The organism is Polaromonas sp. CT11-55, assembly GCF_047303325.1.
Taxonomy (GTDB): domain Bacteria; phylum Pseudomonadota; class Gammaproteobacteria; order Burkholderiales; family Burkholderiaceae_C; genus Polaromonas.
The window spans coordinates 145,453-162,658 of record NZ_JBKBEX010000005.1 but is presented as its reverse complement, the minus strand read 5'-3'; the positions used below and the strand labels follow the sequence as shown (position 1 = coordinate 162,658).

Genomic DNA, 17,206 nt, shown 5'->3' with positions numbered 1-17,206 from the left:
TGCGCACAGTCAACTGGATCCGTTGTTGTCTCAGTTGTCGTACAGGTAGGCCTGGACGGTAGTGCCCACACGGCGCACGATGTCTGCGCGCTTGAGCCCCACCACCGGTGGCAACTTGAGCACATAGCGGCACAAGGCCAACCCCAGGATCTGCGAGGCGATAAGCCCTGCGCGTGCCGCGGCTGCCGCGCGTGGCTCGCCGCACAACTTGGCAATCAAGGGGGCCATCTGCGTGGCAAAGATTTCCTGCAGGCGCGCGGCAGCCGCCTCGTTGGTGACGGCCGTACGCAGCAGGGCCATCAGTGTTTCGTCGTCTTCCCAGCGATTCAGGAAATGCTCCACCAGCGCGGCGCCCACGTCTTTGCGCGGCATATCGCTCAGGTCGGGCAGGCGCAAATCGAACTCGGCTGCTGCCGCAAACAACTTCTCTTTGTTGCCGAAATAGCGCATGACCATGGCGGGGTCGATCCCTGCCGCCGTAGCAATGGTGCGAATGGTCGCCGCCTGGTAACCACTGGCGGCGAATTGTTCGCGCGCGGCTGCCAGGATGGCGGACTTGGTGGCGTCGGAGCGGCGGGGAGGGGAGGGAATGGGGGCTGTTTCAGTCATATCAACAAGTATAGGCCAACACTTGTTGACTTTTTTGGGAGTGCCAATTATGATTGCCAACGGTTGTTGACCAACACTTGTTGACTTTTAGAGTAAACCATGACTTTTCCCTCGATCAATCTCAATTCCCCCGCCTCGTCCAAGGGCTTCGACACCGACGTCCTGATCGTTGGCGCCGGCCCCACGGGCCTTACGCTGGCGGCATCGCTGCTGGCACGCGGCGTGCGCACTTGCGTCATCGACCGCCAGGCTGAAGGCGCCAACACCTCCCGCGCGGCGGTCGTGCACGCCCGCACGCTGGAAGTGCTGGAGCCATTGGGCGTCACGCAGCGCCTGGTCGCGCGCGGTATACAGGCTCGGCAATTCACCATCCGCGACCGTGACCGGGTACTTGTGCCGATTGGTTTCAGCCAGTTGCCCACGCAGTACCCGTACACATTGATGGTCTCGCAGGCTGTCACGGAGAGCGTGTTGCTGCAGCGCCTGGTGGAGCTGGGCGGGCGGGTACTGCGGCCGCGCACATTGGCCGCGCTTGTGCAGGACGCGTCAGGTGCGACGGCCACGCTGGACGACGGCAGCCGCATGCGTGCGCGCTTTGTCGTGGGTGCCGACGGCATGCACAGCGCTGTGCGCGAGAGCGCCGGCATCGCATTCAACGGCGGCAGCTACGGTGAATCGTTTGTGCTGGCCGATGTGCGCCTGGGCGGAGGCGTTCCGATAGATGAGGTGATCTTGTACTTCTCGCCTGCCGGCATGGTGGTGCTGGCCCCGTTGCCTGACGGTGTGCATCGCGTGGTCGCGACCGTCAGCGACGCCCCGGAGCAACCCGACGCGGCTTATGTGCAGGGGCTTCTGGATGCACGCGGGCCGCAGCGTGAACGCGCCCTGGTGCAGGAGGTGGTATGGGGTTCCCGTTTCCGCGTGCATCATCGCGTGGCCGAAAGCTATCGCGCCGGACGTATCCTGCTGGCAGGCGATGCTGCCCATGTGCACAGCCCGGCCGGAGGCCAGGGCATGAATGCGGGGATTCTCGACGCAATAAGCCTCGCGGGCGCACTCGAGCAGGCATTGGCCGGCAGTGAGACCTCACTCGATGCCTACGCCGCGGAGCGTCGGCCCGTGGCTCGCCAGATCGTCGCCCTGGCTGACCGCCTGACGCGGCTGGCCACGGTCCGGCCCGGGCTGCGTGCCCTGCGCAACCTGGCGATGTCGGTGCTGTCGTGTCTGCCACAGGTGCGCAGGCGCCTGGCATGGCAGCTGTCGGGTTTGATCTACCGCTGACACGCTTCATGCATGCAGGCACTTTCGGCGGTGCCTATGATGAGGGTGTTCGTTCACCCTCAACATGTCATGTTACGGAGGCATCATGGACGCGGACCTTGAAAGCTTGTCGCGTGAACAGCTGATCGCTGAAGTGAAGCGCTTGCGCCAAGGCATTCGCGAGCATCGCGACAGCACACGGCACGAGCTGTGCTGGCACCATCCCGCGCTGTGGTCGCTGCTGCCGGAGAAGTCGGATCCGCTGCCCGTGGTGCCCGACTGGCCGCAGTTTTTGCAGGGCTGCCTGCGCTACCGCCAGTCGCTGGACGAGCAACTGCCCCTGGCGCCCAGAAGCCACGAGCCCTACCAGGACTGAAGTCCGAAATTCGGCAGCTTTACAAAGCCGGAGCGGAAACGGGGGGCAATTGCGGTAATAATGCAACTCGATTGCGTTAGCTAAAAAGCCGCAACACTTCAAAAACTGCGCCCCAGCCTCCTTTCCCCATGACTGACCGTCCGGCCGACCCCATAGACACCCTGCTTTCCGCCCACGGCCTGCGCCGCACTGTGGCAGCGCGACTGGTGCTGGGCTGGTTGCTGGCGCACCCCGACACCAGCTACACCCACGCGCAGCTGCAAGCGGCGCTGGCCGGCGATGCCGAGGAGGCCCTGGATCGCGTCACGCTGTACCGCCTGATAGACCGGCTCACGCAGGTGGGGTTGTTGCTGTGCCGGGTCGATGCCAAGCGTGTGCGGCGCTACCAGGCCATGCCCAGCAGCGTGCATGCGATCCCGCACTTTGAATGCCAGAGCTGCCACCGCGACAGCCCGCTGGCGGGCGCGCTGGCCGGTACCTCTTCGGGCGCGCTCAAGGCCAGCGCCAAGGACCTGGAGCGTGCCGCACAGACCGCGCTGGAAGCTTTGAAAGCCCTGGGCTACCAGGGCATGAGCATGGACTTCGCGGTACGCGGCGTGTGCGCCGACTGCGCCACCTCCGCATCGGGTGCGGCCGCCTCATGATCGGCACGCGCCAACTCTCGTACCGCTACCCCAAGGGCCCCGAGCTTCGTTTCGAGGACGTGGACGTGGCCCAGGGCGGCGTGCTGCTGCTGCGCGGCGCGTCGGGTTCGGGCAAGTCGACCTGGCTGGCGCTGGCCGCCGGTTTGCTGGCGCCCGACCAGGGCGAGATCACGGTGGCGGGCCAAGCCATGAAGGCGCTGGGCAAGGTCGCGGGCGATGCCTGGCGCGCCGCCACCATAGGTTTTCTGCCGCAAAAACTGCATTTGAGCGCCGCGCTCACGGTGCATGGCAACCTGGCCATGGCGCAGTGGGCCGCGGGCCGGCCGGGCGATGAGGCCCGCATTGCCGAAGCGCTGGCCGCGCTGGATGTGCAGGCGCTGGCGCAGCGCAAGCCGGCGCAGCTCTCGGGCGGCCAGGCGCAGCGTGTGGCGCTGGCGCGCGCGGTGCTGCTCAAGCCCCAGGTGATCCTGGCCGACGAACCGACGGCCAGCCTGGACGACGAGGCCGCCGCCGCGTCGCTGGACTTGCTGCGGGCGACGGCGCAGCGGCAGGGCGCGACGCTGGTGATTGCCACGCACGACGCCCGCGTGGCCGAATTCTTCAAGGATGAAAAAGGCCTCAAGGCCTTGCAACTGGGGCGCCGCCAGCCATGAAGACGATTGTTTTCGCCTGGCGATACCTGTGGTCGCGTCCGCTGGCCGCGGCGCTCAACCTGCTGCTGCTCACGCTGGGGCTGGCGTCCATCACCTTCCTGCTGCTGGTGGGCCACCAGATCAACCAGGCTTTTGACCGCGACCTGGCCGGCATCGACGTGGTCGTGGGCGCCAAGGGCAGCCCCATGCAGCTGATTCTTTCGGGGGTGTTCCACCTCGACGTGCCGACCGGAAATGTGCCGCTGGCCGCAGTGAAGGAGCTCGAAAAACATCCCCAGGTCGCCAAGATCATCCCCATCAGCCTGGGCGACAGCTTTCGCGGCTTTCGCATCGTGGGCACCACGCCCGACTACATCAGCCACTACGAGGCGAAACTGGCCCAGGGCACGCTGTGGGCCAAGCCCATGCAGGCGGTGATAGGCGCGCAGGTGGCGCGGCAGACCGGCCTGAAAGTGGGCGACAGCTTCACCGGCACGCACGGCCTGGGCGGCGGAGGCGAGGAACACAAGCTCAGCCCCTATGTGGTGTCCGGCGTGCTGGCGCCCAGCCGGACGGTGCTGGACCGCCTGGTGCTGACGGCCACCGAGTCGGTCTGGCAGGTGCATGAGACCGACACCGCGCTGGACGACGACGACCGCAAGGTGCTGGAGGAGGACCGCGAAATCACGCTGGCGCTGATCCAGTACAAGACGCCGCTGGCGGCGGTGACCTTTCCGCGCTACATCAACAGCAGCACCGAGATGCAGGCCGCCGCGCCGGCGCTGGAGATCACGCGCCTGCTGAGCATGGTGGGCGTGGGCACCGACGTGCTGCGCGCGCTGGCCGGCGTGCTGCTGCTCACGGCCGGCCTGAGCGTGTTCATCGCGCTGTGGGGCGCGGTGCGCGAGCGCCGGGCCGACCTGGCGCTGCTGCGCATGCTGGGCGCGCCGCCGGGCAAGGTGGCCGGCCTGCTGCTGTGCGAAGCCTTGTGGCTGGCCTTGCTGGCCACGCTGCTGGGCGTGCTGGCGGGCCAGGGGCTGACAGCCTTGCTGGGCTGGGCGTTGCAGCTGGAAAAATCCGTGTTGATCGGCGCCGTGTCCTGGCCGATCGAACTGGTAAGCGTGCCGGTACTGGCCCTGGGGGTGGCGCTGGCGTCCGCGCTGCTACCCGCCTGGGAGGCCTACCGGGTCAGTGTGTTTGAACTTCTCCAATCAAGGTAATCTGTTTATGACCAGCGTCCGTTCCCTCAAGACTTTCCTCTCCGTGTCGCCCGTGCTGGCCGCCATTGCCGCGGTGGTACTCAGCGCCAGTTTTTCGATAGCCTACGCGCAGCACGACGACAAGGACAGCAAGGAAACCAAGGAAGACATCCAGCGCCACCGTGCCATGGCCGCCGCCCACGAAGGCGCGGCCAAGTGCCTGGAATCGGGCAAAAAAGACGAAGTTTGCGAAAAAGAGCTGCAAGCCGCTTGCAAAGGGCTGGCCGTCGGCAAATACTGCGGCATGAAACACGTTCACTGAGCCTGGCGAACCGCCCAGGCCTGAACCGGTGCCACACCTGCAGGAGTCCCGCATGAACCCCATCCTTCGCAATTGCCTGAGCCGCGCCTTCGCGCTGGCCTGCGGCCTGTCCTTCGCCGTCGCAAGCCTGCAGGCGCAGACCCTGTCTTCACCGGTGGCGGGCGGCGCCAAGCCGGCCGCTGCTGTCGCGGGCCCGGGTTTTGACCTGCCGGTAGGCCAGGGTGCGGGTGTGCATGGTGCCAACAGCCCGTTTCCGCCGCTCTCGGCCCGCGGCGACGTGGTGCCCTGGTCGGTGCTGACGGCGGTGAAAACCAAAAACGAGAAAAACCGCATCCTGCCGGTCTTCACCCTGGACCAGATGGCGCTGAACCAGAAAACCCAGCGCATCCAGGGTTTCATGATGCCGCTGGACCCGGGCGAAAAACAAAAACATTTCCTGCTGTCCTCGGTGCCGCTGACCTGCGCCTTCTGCCTGCCGGGCGGGCCCGAGAGCATGGTCGAGGTCAAGACCAAGACGCCGGTGAAGTACAGCATGGAGCCGGTGGTGGTGGAAGGGCGTTTCCTGGTCCTCAATGACGACGCCTACGGCCTCTACTACCGCATCACGGATGCCACCAGCGTCAAGTAAACGCAAGGGCTCCCGGTTCAGCACTTCACCGGCCTTGCCTTGGCTGTTGTTGGTAGCCGCGCTTTTGCTGGCGCAGCTGCTGGGGCTGATGCACGGCGTGGTGCACGGCCCGCAGGCGCACATTCATTCCCATTCGCATGTGCATCAAGACGGCCATCACCAGGAACACTCCGCTCCTGCGCATGTCGAAGAAGAAGAGGAGGCGGGTGGCGGATGGCTGGCCTCGCTGTTTTCCTCGCATGACGGCGATTCGGACTGCCGCCTGTTCGACCAGGCCAGCCACGGCCAGGCGGCGCCTGCGCTGCCCATGCTGAGCCTGCCACTGGTGCTCTCCAACGCAGTTTTTGATATCTCCCGCGGCGAAGCGCTCGCCCGCTGGGCGGCGCTGTTTGACGCGCGCGGCCCGCCTTCCACTCGCTGAAATTCCCCTCCAGTAGCTTCGCGCCGGCCAGCCCGGCTGGGCGCAGCTTTGCCTTTTTGTTTTCCCGATTCAGCGAGTCACCATGAAACCACCTTTTATCAGCCGCGCGCTCTGCGCCGCGGCAACGCTTTCTTGCGGCCTGGCGAGTGCCCAAGCCGTCGTCCCCGCAGCAGCTACCGCCCCCAGCCTCAAGGAAGTCACCGTCACCGGCAACCCGCTGGGCGCCACAGACCTGATCGCGCCGGCCGCGCAGTACTCGGGCGCCGGGCTGCTGCTGCGCAGCAAGACGACGCTGGGCGAAACGCTGGACGGCGTGCCCGGCGTGAGCAGCACCTACTTCGGGCCCAACGCCAGCCGGCCCATCATCCGCGGCCTGGACGGCGACCGCATCCGCATCCTGGGCAACGGCGGCGCGACGCTGGACGCCTCCAGCCTGAGCTACGACCATGCCGTCACCAGCGACCCGATCAGCATCGAACGCGTCGAGGTGCTGCGCGGCCCAGGCGCTTTGCTCTACGGCGGCAGCGCGGTGGGCGGCGTGGTCAATGTGATCGACAACCGCATCCCGCGTGAGCCGCTGTTCGATGAAAAAGGTGGCGTCGGCGGCAAGGTCGACCTGGGCCTGGCCAGCGGCAACCGCGAAAAAAGCAGCGGCGTGTTGCTCGAAGGCGGCAACAACCGTTATGCCCTGCATGTCGACGTGTTCAACCGCGAGACCGGCGACGTGAAGGTTCCCACCGACCTGGCCTGCGGCAAGGGCGGCATCAACACCATCACCAACCGCATCTGCAACTCGGGCAGCAAGGTGCACGGCGGCTCGGCCGGCGGTTCGGTGTTTTTTGACCACGGCTACCTGGGTGCGTCGGTCAGCACCTACCGCAACAACTACGGCACGGTGGCCGAAGACGACGTGACGATTGACATGAAATCGAACCGCGTGGCGCTGGAAGGTGAGCTGCGCGACCTGGGCGGTTTTATCCGGAGCGTGAAGGGCCAGCTGAGCCATACCGACTACCAGCACACCGAGTTTGAAGGCCCCAACCCGGGCACGGTGTTCAAAAACAAGGGCAGTGATTTGCGGCTGGAGGCGCGCCATGCGCGCATCGGCAACCTCGAAGGCCTGGTCGGCTTCCAGTCCGAGAACAACCGTTTTTCCGCCGACGGCGCCGAGGCCTTCGCGCCCTACAGCAAGACCGCGCAGAACGCCGTGTTCGCCTATGAGGAGTACGCCACGAGCTGGGGCAAGCTGAGTTTTGGCGGGCGGCTGGAGTCGGTGAAAGTGGAGTCCCTGGGCAATCCGCTGGTGGCGCGTTTTGCGCCTTTGACGCGCGACTTCACGCCGCACAGCTATGCGCTGGGCGCCTTGTGGAATGCGGCGCCGGGCTGGCAGCTGACCAGCAACCTCGCGTACACCGAACGCGCGCCCAAGGACTACGAACTCTTCGCCCAGGGCCCGCACGTGGCGACCAAGGCCTGGGAAACCGGCGACCCCACCCTGGGCAAGGAAAAATCGACCAGCCTGGACGTGGGTGCCAACTGGAAGTCGGGCGCCAACAGCTTCAACGCCAACGCCTATGTGCACCGCTTCAAGAACTACATAGGCTTGCTGGCCACGGGCAACCAATACGGGCAGGAAAACGGCGCACTGAACCCGGCCGACCTGGACGGCGACGGCGTGGACGACAACGACCCGGACAACAAGCTGCTGCCGGAGTTCGCCTACACCGGCGTGCGCGCGCGTTTTGTGGGCCTGGAAGCCAGCGGCAACATCCGCCTGCTCGAAGGCGCGTCCAGCGTGGACCTGGCCTTGCGCGGTGATGTGGTGCGCGCCACCAACCTCAGCAACGGCCAGCCGCTGCCGCGCATCGCGCCGGCGCGTGTGGGCGCCAGCCTCATTTGGGCCAGCGGGCCCTGGGGCAGCAGCATAGGCTTTGACCATTCCATGGCGCAGAACCGCGTGGCCGACGGCCAGCGCGCGACCCCGGCCTACACGCTGTGGAACATGGCCGCCACCTACCGCATGAAGGCCGGTGCCAGCAACATCCTCTGGTATGCCAAGGTCGACAACCTGACCAACCAGCTCGCCTACAGCGCGGCTTCGGTGTTGACGACCACCGCGTTCCCGAAGGCGCCGCTGCCGGGGCGCAGCCTGAAAGTGGGAATGCAGCTGGCGTTTTAAGAGGGTACCGGGAGCAGGATCCGGGCATGGTGCGACGGCGTGCAAGCTAAGATTGCGCCAATGAACCAGCTTGTCTTTGAGTCCCTGTTCCCGGTTGTGCTGTTGATTGCCGCGGGTTTTCTCGCCGGCCGGGCGCAGTGGATCAGGGCGAATGCCATCAAGGACCTGTCCAACCTGATCTTTCTGCTGCTCACGCCGGCGCTGCTGTTTCGCACTATGAGCCGGGTGCGTGTCGAGCAGCTTGATTTCACGCCGGTACTGGCCTATTTCCTGGCGGTCATCGTGCTCTTTGGCGGCACCCTGCTGGTGCAGGGCTTTAACCGCCGCGCGGCCGTGCTGGCGCTGGCCAACACTTTCTCCAATACCGTGATGATTGGCATCGCACTGATAGGCCTGATGTACGGGCCCCAGGGGCTGGTGACGCTGTTTACGCTGGTATCGGTGCATTCGCTGGTGCTGCTGACCAGCGCCACGGTGGTGCTGGAGCTCGCGGTGGCCCATGAACAAAAGCTGGGCACCAGCGACGAGGTGACCACCACGCCGCGGCACCCGGTGGCCACCGTGATGATGGCCGTGAAAAACGCGCTGCTGCACCCGGTGCCGCTGCCCATCATCGCCGGCCTGCTGTTCGCGCAGACCGGTTTCACCATTCCCGCCGTCGTCGACAAACCGCTGGAGCTCATGGCCGGTGCTTTCGGCCCGCTGGCGCTGGTGCTGGTCGGCGTGACCCTGGCCAACACGCGCGTGGGCGAACACTGGCGCCAGGCGCTGGCATTGGCCGGGGTGAAGAACCTGCTGCACCCGTTGCTGGTATTCGGCCTGTGCCGCTTGCTGGGCGTGGGCGGCGTGCCCATGTCGGTGATGGTGGTGGCCTCGGCCTTGCCGATAGGCGCGAATGTGTTTTTGTTTTCCCAGCGCTACAAGGTCGCCGAAGAGCTGATCACCGCCAGCGTGGTGGTGTCCACCGCGCTGGCCCTGGTCACGCTGACCGTGGTGCTGATTTTGGTCGGCCATTTTGGCTGACGCCTGTCCCGGAGTCCTTTGATGCAATTCCTCCAGTCATTGCCCGTGTCGGCGCAGACCATAGGCCTGCTGCTGCTGTCCAACATCTTCATGACCTTCGCCTGGTACGGCCACCTGAAGAACCTCGCGACCTCGCCCTGGTACGTCGCCGCGTTGATCAGCTGGGGCATTGCCCTGTTTGAATACCTGCTGCAAGTGCCCGGCAACCGCATAGGCTTCACCCAGTTCAGCGTGGGCCAGCTCAAAATCATGCAGGAAGTCATCACCCTCAGCGTGTTTGTGCCCTTCGCGGTGTTCTACCTGAACGAGCCGCTCAAGCTCGACTACCTGTGGGCGGCGCTGTGCATGGTGGGCGCCGTCTACTTCATCTTCCGCAGCGCATAAGGCCCCCACGGTCGCTCACTGCGTGTAGCTCCCTGTCCCCCGAGGGGGCCGCTGCGCCTGCGGTCTGGCAAAGCCAGTCCCGCGGCCCCTGCTTGGGAAGAGTCCCGGGCGTGAAGCGGTCAGGCGGTTAAACTTCTGGTTGTTACAAAAACGTCATATTTTTGACTTACTTCCTGAGGAATAGACATGCTGTTTGGCAAATTGCTGCCGCGCGAAGGCAATTTTTTCGAGATGTTCAACCAGCATGCCGAACGCATCGTGGAGGCGGCGCATGCTTTTTCCAAGCTGGTCGCCAACTACAGCGACGTGGAAAAGCGCGAGGCCTTCAACCGTGAAGTCGACCACGCCGAGCGCGCCGCCGACCGCATCACGCATGAAGTCAACCGCGCGCTGCACAAGACCTTCATCACGCCGATAGACCGCGAGCAGATCCACAAGCTCATCAACACCATGGACGACGTGGCCGACCTGATCCAGGATTCGGCCGAAACCATGGCGCTGTACGACGTGCGCCACATGACGGAAGACATCGTGCGGCTGACAGACCTCAGCGTCAAATGCTGCGAGCGCCTGCAGGACGCCGTGGCCCTGATCGAAAAAGTCAGCGATGCCGCGACGGCCGAAGCCGCGCTCAAGACCTGCGAGGAAATCGACAAGCTCGAGTCCGACGCCGACCGCGTGATGCGCTCGGCCATGAGCCGGCTGTTCCGCGAGGAGCCGGACGTGCGCGAAGTCATCAAGCTCAAGGCGGTGTACGAACTGCTCGAAACCATCACCGACAAGTGCGAGGATGTGGCCAACCTGATCGAGGGCATCGTCCTCGAGAACTCCTGATCGCGGGCGCCTGAATCATGCAAACCGTACAGGCCGCCCTGTGGGTGGTGTTCCTGCTGGTCTTCCTGGCCATCGCCTTCGACTTCATGAACGGCTTTCATGACGCGGCCAACTCGATTGCCACCGTGGTGTCGACCGGCGTGCTCAAGCCGGGGCAGGCGGTGCTGTTCGCCGCCTTCTTCAACTTCCTCGCCTATTTCATCTTCCACCTGAGCGTGGCGGCGACCATAGGCAAGGGCATCGTGATGCCGGGCGTCGTCGACACCCATGTGGTGTTCGGCGCATTGATGGGCGCCATCACCTGGAACATCGTCACCTGGTTTTACGGCATCCCCAGCAGCTCCTCGCATGCACTGATAGGCGGCATCGTCGGGGCCGTGATCGCCAAGGCGGGCGCCAGCGCGCTGATTGCCTCGGGCGTGTTCAAGGTGGTGGCCTTTATTTTCGTCTCGCCCCTGCTGGGATTTTTGCTGGGTTCGCTGATGATGGTGGCGGTGGCCTGGGTGTGCCGCAGGACGACGCCGTCGAAGGCCGACCGGTGGTTTCGCCGGCTGCAGCTGGTGTCCGCGGGCGCTTACAGCCTGGGCCATGGCGGCAACGACGCGCAGAAAACGGCCGGCATCATCTGGCTGCTGCTGATCGCCGCGACCACCAGCAACGTGCAGGGCCTGCCGGTCTGGATGATGGCGACCACGGAACACCTGCCGATCTGGGTGGTCATCGTCTGCTACATCGCCATCGGCTTCGGCACCATGTTCGGCGGCTGGCGCATCGTCAAAACCATGGGCCAGAAGATCACCAAGCTCAAGCCGGTGGGCGGCTTTTGCGCCGAAACCGGCGGCGCGCTGACGCTGTTCCTGGCGACAGCGTTGGGCATTCCGGTTTCCACCACGCACACCATCACCGGCGCTATCGTGGGCGTGGGCTCCACGCAGCGCGCCTCGGCCGTGCGTTGGGGTGTGGCCGGCAACATCGTCTGGGCCTGGATTTTCACCATCCCCGCTTCGGCGTTTGTGGCGGCGATCGCGTACTGGGTCAGTCTCCAGGTTTTCTGATCAAACGAAACACGCCTGGCGAGAGAGGCTCTTAACCAAGCAGGGGCCGCGGAACTGGCTTTGCCAGGCCGCAGGCGCAGCGGCCCCCTCGGGGGGGGGCAGCGCATTACACGCAGTGAAAAGCGTGGGGGCCCTACCTACTGGCTGATTTTCTTGGCCTCTTCGACTTGATACTCGAAGTAGCGCTGGAAGCTGAAGACGATGCTGGACATCAGTGAAATCGTGCCGAACAGCAGGGCAAACACCACTGCGCCTATGGTCAGCCAGTTGGTGTTGCCGGCCTGGGTGGACGGCGTGCCGGCGTTGTGCAGCGCATTCCATTTTTCCGTCGGCATCAGGCCGTAGTAAATCGCGGTCAGCGCCGTGCCGGCCAGGGTGAAGCCCAGCAGGGGAATCAGCACCCAGGCCAGGTGGTCGTCCTGGCCGTATTGCCGCACGCGCTCCACACCCCACCAGCCCAGCGCCGCAACGATGGGGTGCAGCCAGGCCCAGACGTCGCCCAGGCCGAACAGGTAAAGGCGGTGGATGCCGAGCTGGCCGCCTATGAAGGCCAGCCAGGCGGCGAGGGTTTTGTTTTTTGGGGCTTTGAGGGAGGACACTGTGGCGGTTTGCATGCGGCGATTATGCGGCGGGCGGCTCGAGTGGTGGCTGCGTGTCGCCCGCGCCCAGGATTTTTTCCATGATGACGATGTCGCGCCAGGCGCCGAACTTCCAGCCGCAGGAGCGGACGGTGCCGACCTCGGTGAAGCCGAGCGCGCGGTGCAAACCCACCGAGCCGGCGTTGGCCGAGTCGCCTATCACGGCCATGGCCTTGCGTATACCCACGGCTTCAAATCGCGCCAGCAGTTCGGCCAGCAGGGCGCGGCCCAGGCCTTTGCGGTGCAGCCCAGGTGCCAGGTAGATCGAATCTTCCACCGAAAAACGGTAGGCGGGGCGCGGCTTGAACCAGTTGCCGTAGGCAAAACCGGCGATTTCCCCGTCCTGTTCGGCGACCAGGTAGGGCAGGCCCTTGGACAGCGCGTCGGCCCGGCGGGCCGCCATGTCGGCCGCGCTGGGTGGCTCGGTTTCAAAGGTCCCTGTGCCGTGCAGCACGTGGTGGCCGTAAATGGCGGTGATGGCGGGAATGTCCTGGTCGCGGCTGGGGCGTATGAGGGGCATGGGGAGGGAGCTCGGCGGGAAAGAGTGGGGGAAGGACGGGGAAAAGGGCGAATTTCCGGTAAAACCTTCCGGCAGGCTATAATCTCAGGCTTTGCAGCAATTCGCTGGCCGGGTGGCCATGTCGTGTGTCTCAAGCGCTGCAGAACATTGGGGTAACTACTTTACCGGTAAGCCCCACCACCCGAAGGATAAATCATGGTCGTCATTCGACTTGCACGCGGCGGTTCCAAGCACCGTCCTTTTTTCAATATTGTTGTGGCTGACAAGCGCGTCCGCCGCGACGGCCGTTTCATCGAGCGCATCGGTTTTTACAACCCGATCGCCACCGGTGGCGAAGAAGGTCTGCGCATTGCGCAAGACCGCCTGACCCACTGGATCGGCGTGGGCGCACAGCCGTCCCCGACCGTGCTGCGTCTGGTCAAGCAAGGCGCCGCCAAGGCCGCCTGATCTCTCCGAAGCTTTTAACCCAAGTTTCGATGCAGCCCGGCCTCTCGCCGTCCGCGGGCTTGACACCTTCAAGCCTGCCGGACGACGCCGTTGAAGTCGGGCGCATCCTGGATGCCTGGGGCGTCAAGGGCTGGGTGAAAATCCTGCCGCACAGCTCCGATCCGGAAGCGCTTTTCGCGGCCAAATCCTGGTTTTTGCAGGCACCCGACGCCAAATTCCGCCCGGGTTTCACCGTGTTTTCCGGCACCGTCACGCTCAGCGTGGACGAGGCCAAGGTCCATTCCGATTCCGTTGTCGCCAAGTTCGCCGGCCTGGACGACCGCAATGCCGCCGAGGCCTTGCGTGGCGCCCGCATCTTTTTGCCGCGCAGCAGCTTTCCCGCCGCCTCCAAAGACGAGTACTACTGGGTCGATTTGATCGGCCTGAAGGTGGTCAATCGCGAAGGCGTTGACCTGGGCCTGGTGCGCGACCTGATGGCCACCGGCCCGCATTCCGTGCTGTGCGTCGAGTATCCCGTCCAGCAGGAGGGCGGCAGCAGCGGCAGCGCCGAACGCATGATTCCCTTTGTTTCGGTCTACGTCGACACTGTCGACATCGCCGGCAAATGCATCACCGTGGACTGGCAGCCCGACTACTGAGGCCGGCCCCTTTCCGACGTCCTTCTCGGGGCCTTTCCTGGTCCATTTCCCCCCGGCGCCCGGCTCGCGCAAAATAGCCTTTCCATGCGCTTTGACCTGATCACCCTGTTTCCCGAACTTTTCGCGCCTTTCCTGGCCAGCGGCGTTACGCGCCGTGCCTATGAGTCGGGCCTGGTGCAGGTCAAGCTCTGGAATCTCCGCGATTTTGCCGACGGCAATTACCGCCGGGTGGACGACCGGCCTTTTGGCGGCGGCCCGGGCATGGTGATGATGGCCGAGCCTCTCGCCTTGTGCCTCGAAGCCATACACGCCGACCGTGCCGCCGCCGGTGCGCCCAAAGTGCCGACCGTGCTGTTTTCCCCTGTTGGCAAGGTGCTTGACCATGCCGGCGTCGAAAGCTGGTCGGCCAGCACCGGCGCCGTGCTGGTCTGCGGTCGCTATGAGGGGCTGGACCAGCGCTTTATCCAGACGCATGTGGACCTGCAAATCAGCCTGGGCGACTTTGTGCTGTCGGGCGGGGAAATTGCCGCCATGGCCTTGCTGGACGCGGTGGCCCGCCTGCAGCCCGGCGTGCTCAACGACGAGGGCAGCCATCAGCTCGACAGCTTCAATCCGGCGCTGGACGGGCTGCTCGACTGCCCGCACTACACGCGGCCTGAAAGCTGGCGCGGCCAGCCCGTGCCGGCCACCCTGATGTCGGGAAACCACGCCCATATCGAGCGCTGGCGGCGCGAGCGGCGCCTGGCTTTGACGCAGCACGAACGCCCCGAATTGGTGCAAAAAGCGCGTGAGCGTGGCCATTTGAGCGAAAGCGACGAGGCTTTTCTTGCCGATCTGCTTGAAAACCCCGACAAGGACGCTTGAGAAAAGCCCTGGCTTGCTATAATCAAAGGCTTTTCGATCCTCTGGCGGCCACTGCAACCATCTGAATCATCCGCGGATGAATCCATGGATTTGCGGTCTTTAGCGTAGCGCGTGCATGAACGAAAAAGTTAGATGGAAAAATCATGAATCTGATCCAGACCCTCGAGCAGGAAGAAATTTCCCGCCTCAACAAGACCATCCCCGCATACGCCCCTGGTGACACCGTCATCGTGAGCGTGAACGTGGTTGAAGGCAACCGTAAGCGCGTGCAGGCTTTTGAAGGCGTGGTGATTGCCAAGCGCAATCGCGGCCTGAACTCCAGCTTCATCGTCCGCAAGATCTCCAACGGCGAAGGCGTCGAGCGCACCTTCCAGGTGTACAGCCCGCTGATCGCCAAGATTGAAGTCAAGCGCCGCGGTGATGTGCGTCGCGCCAAGCTGTACTACCTGCGCAGCCGCAGCGGCAAATCCGCACGTATCAAGGAAAAGCTGGGCGCCTGATCTGCCGGTCCGGCCCGGCCGGACCCAGGGCAGCCCCAACAGCCCTTTTAAAAAAGCCGCTCACCGAGCGGCTTTTTTTATGCTCCGGGCCCCAAGCCAACAATCCACCGCCCCAAGCCGACGCGCTCCATGAACTCCTACAAGCCGCTGCCCAAGTTTGACCCGCGCAGCATTCCGGTGCTGGGCATCGACGACCACCTGGCGGGCGTGCCGCTGGAGCGGCTGTCGCCGCAGGCCCTGCGCGAGCGCTTCCGGCATCCACCGGTCTGGACGCCCGAGCACAGCGTCGAGAAAAAATTCACCGACCGCACGCCGGCGCTGGCGGCCGTCCTGCTGCCGCTGGTCATGCGCGATGAAGTGACCTTGCTGCTGACCGAGCGAACCACCAACCTTTCCACGCATTCCGGCCAGGTGGCCCTGCCGGGTGGCCGTACCGACGACACCGACCGTGACGCGGTCGATACCGCCTTGCGCGAAGCCCACGAGGAAATCGGCTTGCCGCGCGGGCATGTGGAGGTGCTGGGCACCTTGCCCACCTACGTCACGGGAACGGCCTTCATCATCACGCCGGTGGTGGCGCTGGTAAAGCCCGGCTTCGCGCTGCAACCCAACCCCGGCGAGGTCGCCGACGTGTTCGAAGTGCCATTGGGCTACCTGATGAATCCCGCCCACCACCGCCGTCATGAGATGGAGTTCGACGGCGTTATCCGGCAATGGCTGTCCATGCCCTACTCCGATCCCTCCAGCGAAGCAGACAGCGGCGAAGCCAGGGAGCGCTACATCTGGGGCGCTACCGCCGGCATGCTCCGCAACCTCTACCGCTTCCTCAGCGCCTGAGGTCATACCCGCCCGTAGGGGAGCCGCGTTGTCTTCAGGCCAGCAGGGGCCGCGGAACCGGCTTCGCCGGGCCGCAGGCGCAGCGGCCCCCTCGGGGGGCAGGGAGCGACACGCAGTGCGCGACCGTGGGGGCCGGATATGATTCACGCATGAGCTTTCTCGCCGTTTTGTTTGCACTCATCATCGAACAGGCCCGGCCGCTGGCCCGCGGCAACTGGGTTCATGCAGGCTTTCGCGGATGGGCGCGCTGGACCAACCGCAGCCTGGACGCCGGCAAACCCCAGCACGGCTGGATCGCCTGGACGGTCGCCGTCATCGTGCCGGCGCTGGTCACCATGCTGATCCACTGGCTGCTCTGGAGCATCAATGTCGTGCTGGCCTTTGCCTGGAGCGTGGCGATTCTTTACGTCACGCTGGGTTTTCGCCAGTTCAGCCACTACTTCACCGACATACGCGACGCGCTCGACGACGGCGATGAGGCCACGGCGCGCGAGCTGCTCGCGCAGTGGCGCCAGGTGGACGCCAGCGAGCTGCCGCGCAGCGAAATCGTGCGCCACGTCATCGAGTACTCGGTGCTGGCGGCGCACCGCCACGTGTTCGGCGTGCTGGGCTGGTTTTCCGTGCTGGCCGCGCTGGGCCTGGGCCCCGCGGGCGCGGTGCTCTACCGCATGAGCGAATTCGTCTCGCGCTACTGGGCCTACAAGCGCAAAACCGCTGCCGCGGCGGGCGAGGGCGCCAGCATGGCGCTGCAACTGGCCGCCAGCCGCGCCTGGGGCGTGATCGACTATGTGCCGGCGCGCGTCACTTCGCTGGGTTTTGCGGTCGTCGGCAGTTTTGAGGACGCCATCGATGCCTGGCGCAACTACACGCAGCGCTTTCCGGCCAATGCGCCGGCCGCCGCCGAGAACCGCAACGACGGCATCATCCTGGCCGCCACCTCCGGCGCCGTGAACGTGCGCCTGGGCGGCGAGGCGCTCAAGGCCGCGTTCTCGCCGAACACCTCCCAGGGTTTCCAGGCCGGCGGGCTGGACTCGGAAGACAGCATCGCCACCGAGGCCACGCCGGGCCGCGAACCCGAAATCGCGCACCTGCGCAGCATCGTGGGGCTGGTGTGGCGTTCCGTGGTGCTCTGGATGGTGCTGCTGGCCTTGCTGACCCTGGCCCGCCTGCTGGGTTGAACCCGGCCACCCAAACGC

General features: G+C 65.0%; 22 protein-coding genes. 19 read left to right on the top strand and 3 right to left on the bottom strand.

The features are described from left to right. Positions 1-30: 30 nt before the first annotated feature. Complete coding sequence (locus ACEN8I_RS07760; protein WP_413327737.1) at positions 31-609, bottom strand: TetR family transcriptional regulator; 579 nt, start codon at positions 607-609, stop codon at positions 31-33. 99 nt (positions 610-708) lie between these two features. On the opposite strand from ACEN8I_RS07760, the gene ACEN8I_RS07755 reads away from it, so the two are divergent. The 13 genes from ACEN8I_RS07755 to ACEN8I_RS07695 all read left to right on the top strand — a co-directional run bounded on the left by ACEN8I_RS07755 (position 709) and on the right by ACEN8I_RS07695 (position 11,566). Continuing rightward, positions 709-1,890, top strand: a complete 1,182-nt coding sequence (locus ACEN8I_RS07755; protein ID WP_413327736.1) for an FAD-dependent oxidoreductase — start codon at positions 709-711, stop codon at positions 1,888-1,890. Positions 1,891-1,975: 85 nt separating this feature from the next. Next, positions 1,976-2,245 (top strand): hypothetical protein, encoded by a 270-nt coding sequence (locus ACEN8I_RS07750; RefSeq protein WP_413327735.1) that lies wholly within the window; start codon positions 1,976-1,978, stop codon positions 2,243-2,245. A gap of 128 nt (positions 2,246-2,373) precedes the next feature. After that, entirely contained in the window at positions 2,374-2,889 is a 516-nt protein-coding gene (locus ACEN8I_RS07745) for a Fur family transcriptional regulator (RefSeq protein WP_413327734.1), read from the top strand. After that, entirely contained in the window at positions 2,886-3,542 is a 657-nt protein-coding gene (locus ACEN8I_RS07740; protein ID WP_413327733.1) for an ABC transporter ATP-binding protein, read from the top strand. The genes ACEN8I_RS07745 and ACEN8I_RS07740 overlap by 4 nt, the downstream gene beginning before the upstream one ends. Further along, positions 3,539-4,741 (top strand): ABC transporter permease, encoded by a 1,203-nt coding sequence (locus ACEN8I_RS07735; protein WP_413327732.1) that lies wholly within the window; start codon positions 3,539-3,541, stop codon positions 4,739-4,741. The genes ACEN8I_RS07740 and ACEN8I_RS07735 overlap by 4 nt, the downstream gene beginning before the upstream one ends. 7 nt (positions 4,742-4,748) lie before the next feature. After that, a complete protein-coding gene (locus ACEN8I_RS07730; RefSeq protein WP_413327730.1) occupies positions 4,749-5,042 on the top strand; it encodes a hypothetical protein in 294 nt (97 codons plus the stop codon). Between the two features lie 52 nt (positions 5,043-5,094). Further along, positions 5,095-5,670 carry a DUF3299 domain-containing protein gene (locus ACEN8I_RS07725; protein WP_413327729.1) on the top strand — a complete coding sequence of 192 codons (576 nt, stop codon included), beginning with the start codon at positions 5,095-5,097 and terminating at the stop codon, positions 5,668-5,670. A 34-nt stretch (positions 5,671-5,704) separates the two neighbouring features. After that, positions 5,705-6,091, top strand: a complete 387-nt coding sequence (locus tag ACEN8I_RS07720; RefSeq protein ID WP_413327728.1) for a hypothetical protein — start codon at positions 5,705-5,707, stop codon at positions 6,089-6,091. 82 nt (positions 6,092-6,173) lie between these two features. Then, positions 6,174-8,270, top strand: a complete 2,097-nt coding sequence (locus tag ACEN8I_RS07715) for a TonB-dependent receptor (protein WP_413327727.1) — start codon at positions 6,174-6,176, stop codon at positions 8,268-8,270. A gap of 60 nt (positions 8,271-8,330) precedes the next feature. Then, the gene (locus ACEN8I_RS07710) at positions 8,331-9,293 is read left to right on the top strand and encodes an AEC family transporter (protein ID WP_413327726.1); all 963 of its coding nucleotides are present in this window, start codon (positions 8,331-8,333) and stop codon (positions 9,291-9,293) included. 21 nt (positions 9,294-9,314) lie between these two features. Beyond that, positions 9,315-9,677: a DMT family protein gene (locus ACEN8I_RS07705; RefSeq protein WP_413327725.1), complete on the top strand. Its 363-nt coding sequence runs from the start codon at positions 9,315-9,317 to the stop codon at positions 9,675-9,677. 186 nt (positions 9,678-9,863) lie between these two features. Next, positions 9,864-10,511 (top strand): DUF47 domain-containing protein, encoded by a 648-nt coding sequence (locus tag ACEN8I_RS07700; RefSeq protein ID WP_413327724.1) that lies wholly within the window; start codon positions 9,864-9,866, stop codon positions 10,509-10,511. A gap of 17 nt (positions 10,512-10,528) precedes the next feature. Continuing rightward, complete coding sequence (locus ACEN8I_RS07695; protein ID WP_413327723.1) at positions 10,529-11,566, top strand: inorganic phosphate transporter; 1,038 nt, start codon at positions 10,529-10,531, stop codon at positions 11,564-11,566. Between the two features lie 137 nt (positions 11,567-11,703). Here the strand turns inward: ACEN8I_RS07695 and ACEN8I_RS07690 are convergent, their stop codons facing one another. Next, positions 11,704-12,180 carry a hypothetical protein gene (locus ACEN8I_RS07690; RefSeq protein ID WP_413327722.1) on the bottom strand — a complete coding sequence of 159 codons (477 nt, stop codon included), beginning with the start codon at positions 12,178-12,180 and terminating at the stop codon, positions 11,704-11,706. A 7-nt stretch (positions 12,181-12,187) separates the two neighbouring features. After that, positions 12,188-12,724, bottom strand: coding sequence for an N-acetyltransferase family protein (locus ACEN8I_RS07685; RefSeq protein WP_413327721.1), 537 nt, complete (start codon positions 12,722-12,724; stop codon positions 12,188-12,190). A 195-nt stretch (positions 12,725-12,919) separates the two neighbouring features. Here ACEN8I_RS07685 and rpsP point away from each other — a divergent pair, with 195 nt between their 5' ends. The 6 genes from rpsP to ACEN8I_RS07655 all read left to right on the top strand — a co-directional run bounded on the left by rpsP (position 12,920) and on the right by ACEN8I_RS07655 (position 17,188). Further along, positions 12,920-13,171: a 30S ribosomal protein S16 gene (gene rpsP, locus ACEN8I_RS07680; RefSeq protein ID WP_007865872.1), complete on the top strand. Its 252-nt coding sequence runs from the start codon at positions 12,920-12,922 to the stop codon at positions 13,169-13,171. Between the two features lie 29 nt (positions 13,172-13,200). Beyond that, complete coding sequence (gene rimM / locus ACEN8I_RS07675) at positions 13,201-13,809, top strand: ribosome maturation factor RimM (RefSeq protein ID WP_413327720.1); 609 nt, start codon at positions 13,201-13,203, stop codon at positions 13,807-13,809. An 84-nt stretch (positions 13,810-13,893) separates the two neighbouring features. Continuing rightward, positions 13,894-14,673 carry a tRNA (guanosine(37)-N1)-methyltransferase TrmD gene (trmD, locus tag ACEN8I_RS07670; protein ID WP_413327719.1) on the top strand — a complete coding sequence of 260 codons (780 nt, stop codon included), beginning with the start codon at positions 13,894-13,896 and terminating at the stop codon, positions 14,671-14,673. A gap of 143 nt (positions 14,674-14,816) precedes the next feature. Then, on the top strand, positions 14,817-15,173 hold the full coding sequence (gene rplS / locus ACEN8I_RS07665; protein ID WP_074575637.1) for a 50S ribosomal protein L19: 357 nt from the start codon (positions 14,817-14,819) through the stop codon (positions 15,171-15,173). Positions 15,174-15,302: 129 nt separating this feature from the next. Next, entirely contained in the window at positions 15,303-16,010 is a 708-nt protein-coding gene (locus ACEN8I_RS07660) for a CoA pyrophosphatase (RefSeq protein WP_413327718.1), read from the top strand. 149 nt (positions 16,011-16,159) lie between these two features. Further along, complete coding sequence (locus tag ACEN8I_RS07655; RefSeq protein WP_413327717.1) at positions 16,160-17,188, top strand: CobD/CbiB family protein; 1,029 nt, start codon at positions 16,160-16,162, stop codon at positions 17,186-17,188. The last annotated feature ends 18 nt before the right edge of the window (positions 17,189-17,206 follow it).